This is a genomic window from Phenylobacterium conjunctum, assembly GCF_042679085.1.
Classification (GTDB): Bacteria; Pseudomonadota; Alphaproteobacteria; order Caulobacterales; family Caulobacteraceae; genus Phenylobacterium; species Phenylobacterium conjunctum.
In genome coordinates this window covers 1-7,922 of the sequence record NZ_JBHTLQ010000095.1, presented here as the reverse complement: position 1 = coordinate 7,922, position 7,922 = coordinate 1, and the positions used below count along the sequence as shown (strand labels likewise).

The following is a 7,922-nucleotide window of genomic DNA, read 5'->3' as shown; positions in this document are numbered from 1 at the left end:
GGTGATGGTCTGCACCGGCGGCGCAGCCGGCGCGGTCACCACCGGCGGAGCCTCAGTGCGGGCCTGTGGCTGTTCCGGCGGCGCGGTGAAGTTGGGCTGGGCCGGCGGAGCCTGGCCGTCCGTCGACTGGTAGATCTGCAGGCCGGCGGCCGGATCGGCGGGCTGGGCCTCGGCCGGCGCGGGGGCCTTGATCTCGGCGGTGGGCGTTCCGACCGCGGGCGGCAGGCCGTTGGCCTCGTGCACGCCGGAGCGGTAGAAAATCACGATCGCCACGACCAGGACCACCAGCACCAGGGCGCTGACGATCAGCATCATCGGGGCCGGACGCGCGCCGCGCACCGGCTGGCGGGCGTCGAAGGACAGCGGCGCGTCGGTCGGGGGCGTGTAAGCGCCGCGATCAGGGTTGGACATCGAAGACTCCAGCGGGACCGCCCGAATCACTTCGGCCGGCGAATATCGGGTGTCAGTCTACCGAAGACGCCCGCGCTTCGAACCTTCGGCGCGTCCTAATTCCAGACGTCGAGGTGGAAAAGTCGGCGGTGCTCTTCGATGGCGAAACGGTCGGTCATGCCGGCGATGTAGTCGCACACCACACGCGCACGGCCGGCCTCGTCGCGGTTCTGCGACCGGGCGAACCACTCCGTCGGCAGAACGTCGGGTTCGGCCATGAAAAGCTGGAACATCTCGGCGAGAATGCGGCGGGCCTGGCTGCGGGTGCGGTTGACCTTCCAGTACCGGTACATCCGGCTCATCAGGAATTCGCGCAGCCGGCCCAGGTCCTCGAGCATGTCGCGCGAGAAGGCCACCAGGGCGTGATCCAGGTTCCGGACATCCTCGGCCGAGGCGACCTTGGAGGCGGCGGCGCGACGGTTTGTCTCAGCCAGAACGTCGTCGACCATGGCGCCGATCATCCGCCGCACAGCCTCCAGCCGCACGATGGACGGATCCAGGTTCGGATAGTCCTTGTAGACCCCATGCAGGATCGGCCCGATCAGGGGCACGTCCAGCAGTTCCTTCAGGTGGAACAGGCCGGCCTGCACCCCGTCGTCCACGTCGTGATTGTTATAGGCGATGTCGTCGGCCAGAGCCGCGCACTGGGCCTCGGCCGAGGCCCAGGTCCCCAGGCCCAGGTCGTACTCGGCGTCGAACTCGCTGATCGCCGCCCAGGAGGGATTGCTCAGCTTCTCGGTCACCGGGCCGTTGTGCTTGATGACCCCTTCCAGGGTCTCCCAGGTCAGGTTCAGGCCATCAAAGCGCGGATAGCGCCGCTCGAGGCGCGTCACCACCCGGAAGGTCTGGACGTTGTGGTCAAAGCCGCCGTACGGCTCCATCTGGATCTGCAGCTCGTCCTCGCCGGCGTGACCAAAGGGCGGATGTCCCAGGTCATGGGCGAGCGCGATGGTCTCGGCCAGGTCCGGCTCCAGCCCCAAGGCGGTGGCCAGCGACCGGGCGACCTGAGCCACCTCCAGCGAATGGGTCAGGCGGGTGCGGAAGTGATCGCCTTCGTGCGCCACGAAGACCTGGGTCTTCTCCTTCAGCCGCCGAAAGGCGGTGCAATGGATGATCCGGTCCCGATCCCGCGCAAAGGCGGTGCGGGTGCGGCTCTCGGCTTCCTGGACCTTGCGGCCCAGGGATGTGGCGGCGTCCTCGGCGTACGCGGCGCGGGTCGGGATCATTCGATCTCGCTGACTTAAATTGACCTCTTGGTGAGAGGCGTGTGCAATCTCATATAGTTCACGGCAGAGTGTTACGCAGCCATGACCATGATCGACCTGACCCTTTCTGAATCCGCCGCCCAACGGATCCGCGCCATCGGCGCCGCCGAGGGCCGTCCCATCATGCTCCGGATCGCGGTGGAAGGCGGCGGCTGTTCCGGCTTCCAGTACCAGTTCGACCTGGTCGACCACGCCAATGACGACGACCTCAAGGTCGAGCGCGACGGCGCCGCGGCCCTGGTGGACGAGATGAGCCTGGTCCTTTTGAAGGGCTCGGAGATCGACTTCGTCGACGAACTGGCCGGCGCCGAATTCAAGATCCGCAACCCCAACGCCAAGTCCAGCTGCGGCTGCGGAGTCAGCTTCTCGATCTAGCGCCGCGCCTCTTGCTTCCGACGCCGGGGAAGCCGCTAAGCTGGCGGCCAACCAACACTCGGGAGAAACGATCATGCGCAGCGCGTTCAAGGACGGCTATCTGAAGGGCAAGGTGGCGTTCATCGCCGGCGCCTCCAGCGGCATCAATCTGGGCATCGCTCAGCGCCTGGCCGAGGCCGGGGCCAAGGTGGCGATCCTCAGCCGCTCGGCCGAGAAGATCGCGGCGGCCGCCAAGACCATCACCGACGCCGGGTACGAGGCCATCGGCATCGCCGCCGACGTGCGCGACTACGCCGCCGTGGACGCCGCCCTGGCCCAGACGGTGGAGACCTTCGGCAAGATCGACATCGTGGTCTCCGGGGCGGCCGGAAACTTCGTGGCCCCGGCGCTGGGCATGAGCGCCAACGGCTTCAAGACCGTCATCGATATCGACCTGATGGGCACCTTCCACGTGCTGCGGGCCAGCTTCCAGCACCTGAACCGGCCGGGCGCCTCGCTGATCTCGATCACCGCGCCGCAGGGCTCTCGCCCCTCGCTCTATCAGGCCCATGTCTGCGCCGCGAAGGCCGGCATCAACATGCTGACCCAGTGCCTGGCCATGGAGTGGGGTCCGGCTGGCGTGCGGGTGAACGCCATCTCGCCTGGCCCCATCGCCGACACCGAAGGCATGGCCCGCCTGGCGCCCACCGCAGACGCCGAAGCCCGCGTGAAATCCCGCATTGCTCTGCGGGGTTACGGCGAGAAGCTCGATATCGCCGAGGCGGTCATCTACCTGTCCTCGGAGAGCGGCCGCTACATCACCGGCACGATCATGAACGTCGACGGCGGCTCCGAACTGGGCGACGCCGGCGGCGATGCGATCCCGGAAGCCTTCAAGGTCTAGACGCCCGTCGGTTGCGGGGGCTGGGCGAAGCGGCGGGAGCTTGGCAAGCTGGTCCCATGACCGGGACCGGCGCATCGGCGATGTGGATCCGACGGACAGTGCTCGCCGCCCTGCCCGCGCTGCTGGCGCGTCCGGAACCTGCGCGCGCCACACCCGTAGAACGCGCGCCCGCGCCAGCCCCGCCTGTAGTGCTGATGCTGGGCGCCGAGACCCAGGCCTGGACCCCGGCCCTGCTTGAAGCCGGTTGCGCGCCGCTCGGCCCGCTGGATTCCGCCGACCTCATTGACGCCCTGGCGTTCGCGCGCCAGGCGCCCGGCGCGCCGGCCATCGCCCTGCTGGGCCCGGCGGCGCTGGTAGACGCCCAGGCGGGGCTGGACGGGATCAGCCTGGTGGTTCGACTGGGCGAGGCGCCGGCGCCCCTAAGCCTCCGAACCGCCCTCGCCGCCCTGGCCGCCCTGCTCAACGACGATCCGCTCAGCAAGGCCCATGCGGTGATGCTGGCCGCGCAGGATGGCGGGACGTCACAGAAGACCGCGCGCCGAGTGCTGAGCCTCGCCAGCGAACGCGACCTGTCGCTGCTGGCGCCTGTCCTGGCCGATCTGGCGGCGCGGCAAGCCTAGGGCTTCGCCGCCTGCATCGCGCACATCTTCGAGACAATCTGGGCGTTCATGCCCGCGCGCGGCGGGTTCCAGGGCGCGCTGGCGTCGTCGCGGGCGTCGCTCAAGCCCCCCAGATTGTTCAACTGGAAGATCTGCATGGCGGTGATCCGCAGGCGCGGCCCCTTGCAGTCCACATTCCAGGTCTGAAGGCTGGAGCGGGTGTTCATCGGCCCCAGGTTGTCGGGGCCGAAATACTCCCGGCGGATCTGGGCCTGCAGCGTTCCGTCCGGCAGGCTTTTGATCCCGTCCGGCCCGCCGAAGGTGACACCGAGCCGGTCGACCTCGATCAGCGGCCAGCCGTCATGGGCGAGATTGGCGTTGATCCAGGCCTGGACGCCCGCCTGGTCCAGGGTCTTCGGCGGGGCCGGCGGCGCGTCCTGCCCAAGGGCCGCGCCCGCGGTCAGGCTCAAGGCCGCAGCAACCGCACCGATCTGTGCTCGCGCCGACATCCCGAACTCCCCTGGCCAAACCGCGGCGCACCATGTCGAACCCGCGCCCTGGCGTCGAGACCGGATCAGACGTCGCCGGCCCCGCCGAGCCCCAGCGTGGCCGTCCGCCCAAGAAAGCGGCGCACCAGGGGCCAGGCCTGCATCGCGGCCTCCTGCATCGCGGGATGGGCCAGCGACCGGCCTGGGGTGATCAGGCCGCCGTCCGGCAAGCGCTCCAGCCACCCGGTCTCCACCAGCTTGACCACGTGGCGGCGGGCGGTCTCGTACGGCAGGCCCAGCACCCGGGCGATGCGGTACACCGAGGTCGGCTGGCGCAGCTCGTCCGGCACGATGGCGTCTGCGCCGATATAGGGCTGAACCCGCTCGGCGTCCGCCAGCAGGCTCGCGAGGTTCTCGCGATTGACCGCCAGGTAGATCAGGCATGAGACGGGATCGGATTCGATGGCCTGGGTGATGAAATCCACCCCGCCCAGCACGAAGGCCGCGGACAGGCGTCCAACCCAAGGCAGGGCTTGGGGCGGGACCGTCGCGGCTGGCGTCGGCAGCGCCACGCCCAAGGCCTCAAGCCCTCGCCGCAGCCGCACGGTGGCGTCCCACGATCCGGTCATGACGTCCGCCGCCTGGGCCGTGGTGAAGACCGCGTCCGGCGCGACGACGCCCAGCGGGTCCCGCCTGACAAAGCCGGCGGCGTCCAGGCGCGCCACGTGCCGCCGCACCGTCTCGTAGGGCATGCTCAGATTGTCGGCGAGGCGATAGATCGACACCGGCCGGCGGTCGACCTCGGCCGGCAAGGGCGCGTCGTCATCCCCCTCCGCGGCCCAGGACACGTTGGCCCAGACCGTGCCCATGAACACCAGGCAAGGCCCAAGATCCTGGCCGGAGAAGCGCACCATGCGATCCAGGGCGTCCAGGAAGTAGCTGGCCGCCATGCGGACGCCGGGACGATAGATGCGAGGCCCGTCGGCGTCCGCTGAATTCAAGGCGCCACCTCCGAGGGATCACCAAAAGTACCGAGGGTATGCTTGGCAGAGTTTTGAGGCTTTGGCCGATTCTCGATACCTCATTTTGGGTTCCGGGCGCCTCTTGCATCGAGCGTGGACCCCGCACAGCCGGCGCGCCTAGACTTCGGCCATGATCCACGACCCCAATATGATCCGCACCGCCGCCTTGGCCTGGTTGATCCTGCTGGCGCCGGCCTGGGCCGCGCCGCCCCCGTCGCCGCCCGCCGACATGGCGGCCCGGATCGGGGAGTATGGGTCCGACGAGGCTCTCGTGACCGTCTACGAGGCCAAGGGGCAGCTGTTCCTGAGCGGACCGGGGCGTTCAGCTGAGGTGCTGCAGCCGCTGGCGCCGGGACGCTACGCGGCCCAGGACGGAGACTCGGTGTTCACACCCGACGCCATGACCTTGAAGGGCGCGCGCCTGCCCCGCCGCGACATCGGCGCCGAGACGGTGGCCCGGATTCAGGCCGGGGTGCGCGGAAACCCTGAAGGGGTGCGGGCCGCCGCCCTCGCCGCCTCCCCGCCCGCGGAGCCGCCGCCTCGCCGGGCTTCAGACCTGGTGGACCTGACCACCGTCGCCCCCGATATCCGGCTGGATATCCGCTATGCCGGGGCGAACAATTTCATGGGCTTCCCGCTCTATGAGCGCCCGGCGGCCTTCCTGCAGCGGCCCGCCGCCGAGGCCCTGGGCCGCGCCGCCAAGACCCTGCGAGCCCAAGGGTTCGGCCTGTTGATCCACGACGGCTATCGGCCCTGGTTCGTGACCAAGATGTTCTGGGACGCCACGCCGGAGGCCGCCCACGTCTTTGTCGCCGACCCGGCCCAGGGATCGCGGCACAATCGCGGGTGCGCCGTCGATCTCACCCTCTATGACCTGAAGACCGGCCAGCCGGTGGAGATGACCGGGCGCTATGACGAGATGTCCCGTCGCTCCTTCGCCGACTATGTGGGCGGCACGAGCCGCCAGCGCTGGGCGCGCGACCTGTTGCGACAGGCGATGGAGGCCGAGGGTTTCAGCGTCTATCCCGAGGAGTGGTGGCACTTCGACTACAAGGATTGGCGCGAGTACGGGATCGGGGTGAAGACCTTCACCGAGCTCCAGACGACCTAGCCCGGCACGAACTGCAGCACGGCGATCAGCAGGGTCAGCCAGGCCAGGGGCAGCGCCATGGCCGCCCAGGCCAACGGCTCCTGGCCCCGGCGATAGGCCACCCAGGCGCCGAACGGGGCGAGCACACAGACGACCCAGAACCCGATCATCAGGATGAAGCCCAGCCAAGCCAGGGGGTTCATCATGTTGCCCGCGCGGTCGAACACCAGGGGCGAGAAGATCGCCGCCACGGCGCCGCAAGCCGCCATCAAGCCGCACACCGCTGTCGCCGCGACCATCGCCGCAACCCGCCAGCCCCGCGATCGTTCGGGCATCGCCTTGAGCACCCCTGCCATGGCGGGTAGCGTCCCCAACCATCCTGGAGCCGTCAATGCGAATCGCGAGCTGGAACGTCAATTCAATCAATGCGCGACTGGAGACCGTCCTGCGCTGGTTCGAAGAGGCCAAGCCCGACGTCGCCTGCCTGCAGGAAATCAAGTGCGTGGACGAGAAGTTTCCCGCCGAAGCCCTTGAACGACTTGGCTATAATGTCGCCGTCCATGGCCAGAAGACCTATAACGGGGTCGCGCTGGTCTCGAAGACGCCGCTGGAGGATGTCCGCCGGGGCCTGCCCGGCGACGAGACCGACGAACAGGCCCGCTACATCGAGGCCTTGGTCTCCGGTCCCACCCCGGTTCGAGTCGCCTCCATCTACCTGCCCAACGGAAATCCGGCGGGAACCGAGAAGTTCACCTACAAGCTGGCATGGATGGAGCGCCTGAACGCCCACGCCCGCGACCTGCTGGCCTATGAGGAGCCCCTGGCCCTGATGGGCGACTACAATGTCATCCCCGAGCCGCGCGACGCCGCCCATCCGGAGAACTGGGTCGATGACGCCCTGTTCCGCCCCGAAAGCCGCGCCGCCTTCCGCGCCCTGAAGTGGCTGGGCCTGACCGAGGCCTTCATGGCCATCGACGGCGCCCCCGAGAGCTACACCTTCTGGGACTATCAGGCCGGCGCCTGGCAGCGGAACAACGGCATCCGCATCGACCACGCCCTGCTCTCGCCCCAGGCGGCGGACAAGCTCAGGTCCTGCGTGATCCACCGCGACGTACGCGGCTGGGACAAGCCATCGGACCACGTGCCCATAGTCGTCGACCTCGACCTCTGATCTTTCCGGCCGCCCCTCAACCCCTGTAGCGTCCCCCCATGAGCGAGATTGCCCGGCTCCTTCTGATGCTGGCCCTGGCGGGCGCGGCCGTGACCTTTCTGGGCTCGGCGGCGATCTGGTACCTGGACGAGAGCCGACGCATCGCCCGCTCCCTGCGCAAGGTGCTGGAGGCCGAGCCGGAATCCATGGTGGTTGCCCGTGGTCGCGGCCGCGGCGCGGGCTTTTCCTTTTCCACAGGCCTGGCGGCGGTGTCCTGGGACGCCGGGGCCTGGTGCCTGGTCTATCGGATCGACGAGTTGTCCGGCGCCGAGATCATCGTCGATGGCCAGGTCCTGGCCCGCGCCTTTCGCGGCGAGGCCCGGCGCCCCCTGGACCAGGTGGTGGCCCATGCCGCCCGCGTGACCTTGCGGCTGATCTTCGATGACCCGCGTCACCCGGACTTCGACCTCGACCTCTGGGTGACCGGCGACGAGCAGCGCCGCGCCGGCGGCTCGCCGGCCGAGGCGGTGTCAGAGGCCAATCGCTGGCTGGCCCGGGCCGAAGCCATCCTGCGCCGACCGGCCCGCCCGGCCAAGCCGC

9 protein-coding genes and 2 pseudogenes are annotated in these 7,922 nt (G+C 69.1%); 6 read left to right on the top strand and 5 right to left on the bottom strand.

Features of this window, described 5'->3' with window-relative positions:
• Positions 1 to 411: pseudogene (locus ACFQ27_RS20335) on the bottom strand (SPOR domain-containing protein); the annotation flags it as partial.
• A 95-nt stretch (positions 412 to 506) separates the two neighbouring features.
• A complete protein-coding gene (locus ACFQ27_RS20330; RefSeq protein ID WP_374346237.1) occupies positions 507 to 1,676 on the bottom strand; it encodes a deoxyguanosinetriphosphate triphosphohydrolase in 1,170 nt (389 codons plus the stop codon).
• An 81-nt stretch (positions 1,677 to 1,757) separates the two neighbouring features.
• On the opposite strand from ACFQ27_RS20330, the gene erpA reads away from it, so the two are divergent.
• From erpA to ACFQ27_RS20315, 3 genes are all read left to right on the top strand, one after another.
• Positions 1,758 to 2,090 carry an iron-sulfur cluster insertion protein ErpA gene (gene erpA / locus ACFQ27_RS20325; RefSeq protein ID WP_377354855.1) on the top strand — a complete coding sequence of 111 codons (333 nt, stop codon included), beginning with the start codon at positions 1,758 to 1,760 and terminating at the stop codon, positions 2,088 to 2,090.
• Positions 2,091 to 2,163: 73 nt separating this feature from the next.
• Positions 2,164 to 2,973, top strand: a complete 810-nt coding sequence (locus ACFQ27_RS20320; RefSeq protein ID WP_377354854.1) for an SDR family oxidoreductase — start codon at positions 2,164 to 2,166, stop codon at positions 2,971 to 2,973.
• 56 nt (positions 2,974 to 3,029) lie between these two features.
• Positions 3,030 to 3,593 (top strand): hypothetical protein, encoded by a 564-nt coding sequence (locus ACFQ27_RS20315; RefSeq protein WP_377354853.1) that lies wholly within the window; start codon positions 3,030 to 3,032, stop codon positions 3,591 to 3,593.
• On the opposite strand, the gene ACFQ27_RS20310 is transcribed toward ACFQ27_RS20315, so the two are convergent.
• Both ACFQ27_RS20310 and ACFQ27_RS20305 read right to left on the bottom strand, forming a co-directional pair.
• The gene (locus ACFQ27_RS20310; RefSeq protein WP_377354852.1) at positions 3,590 to 4,081 is read right to left on the bottom strand and encodes a hypothetical protein; all 492 of its coding nucleotides are present in this window, start codon (positions 4,079 to 4,081) and stop codon (positions 3,590 to 3,592) included. The two genes, ACFQ27_RS20315 and ACFQ27_RS20310, sit on opposite strands and share 4 nt — an antisense overlap.
• Before the next feature lie 65 nt (positions 4,082 to 4,146).
• A complete protein-coding gene (locus ACFQ27_RS20305; protein ID WP_377354851.1) occupies positions 4,147 to 5,061 on the bottom strand; it encodes a hypothetical protein in 915 nt (304 codons plus the stop codon).
• A 151-nt stretch (positions 5,062 to 5,212) separates the two neighbouring features.
• Here ACFQ27_RS20305 and ACFQ27_RS20300 point away from each other — a divergent pair, with 151 nt between their 5' ends.
• Positions 5,213 to 6,193, top strand: coding sequence for a M15 family metallopeptidase (locus ACFQ27_RS20300; protein ID WP_377354850.1), 981 nt, complete (start codon positions 5,213 to 5,215; stop codon positions 6,191 to 6,193).
• On the opposite strand, the gene ACFQ27_RS20295 is transcribed toward ACFQ27_RS20300, so the two are convergent.
• Positions 6,190 to 6,507 carry a hypothetical protein gene (locus ACFQ27_RS20295; RefSeq protein WP_374346248.1) on the bottom strand — a complete coding sequence of 106 codons (318 nt, stop codon included), beginning with the start codon at positions 6,505 to 6,507 and terminating at the stop codon, positions 6,190 to 6,192. The two genes, ACFQ27_RS20300 and ACFQ27_RS20295, sit on opposite strands and share 4 nt — an antisense overlap.
• A 56-nt stretch (positions 6,508 to 6,563) precedes the next feature.
• Between ACFQ27_RS20295 and xth the strand changes: the two genes are divergently transcribed.
• Together xth and ACFQ27_RS20285 are read left to right on the top strand one after the other, a co-directional pair.
• Positions 6,564 to 7,343, top strand: coding sequence for an exodeoxyribonuclease III (gene xth / locus ACFQ27_RS20290; RefSeq protein ID WP_377354849.1), 780 nt, complete (start codon positions 6,564 to 6,566; stop codon positions 7,341 to 7,343).
• A gap of 38 nt (positions 7,344 to 7,381) precedes the next feature.
• A pseudogene (locus ACFQ27_RS20285) lies at positions 7,382 to 7,922 on the top strand (hypothetical protein); the annotation flags it as partial.

Bases quoted from the DNA above. Each gene is read 5' to 3' on its own strand.
- ACFQ27_RS20330 (WP_374346237.1), bottom strand. From the start codon at position 1,676: ATGATCCCGACCCGCGCCGCGTACGCCGAGGACGCCGCCACATCCCTG.
- erpA (WP_377354855.1), top strand. From the start codon at position 1,758: ATGACCATGATCGACCTGACCCTTTCTGAATCCGCCGCCCAACGGATC.
- ACFQ27_RS20320 (WP_377354854.1), top strand. From the start codon at position 2,164: ATGCGCAGCGCGTTCAAGGACGGCTATCTGAAGGGCAAGGTGGCGTTC.
- ACFQ27_RS20315 (WP_377354853.1), top strand. From the start codon at position 3,030: ATGACCGGGACCGGCGCATCGGCGATGTGGATCCGACGGACAGTGCTC.
- ACFQ27_RS20310 (WP_377354852.1), bottom strand. From the start codon at position 4,081: ATGTCGGCGCGAGCACAGATCGGTGCGGTTGCTGCGGCCTTGAGCCTG.
- ACFQ27_RS20300 (WP_377354850.1), top strand. From the start codon at position 5,213: ATGATCCACGACCCCAATATGATCCGCACCGCCGCCTTGGCCTGGTTG.
- ACFQ27_RS20295 (WP_374346248.1), bottom strand. From the start codon at position 6,507: ATGCCCGAACGATCGCGGGGCTGGCGGGTTGCGGCGATGGTCGCGGCG.
- xth (WP_377354849.1), top strand. From the start codon at position 6,564: ATGCGAATCGCGAGCTGGAACGTCAATTCAATCAATGCGCGACTGGAG.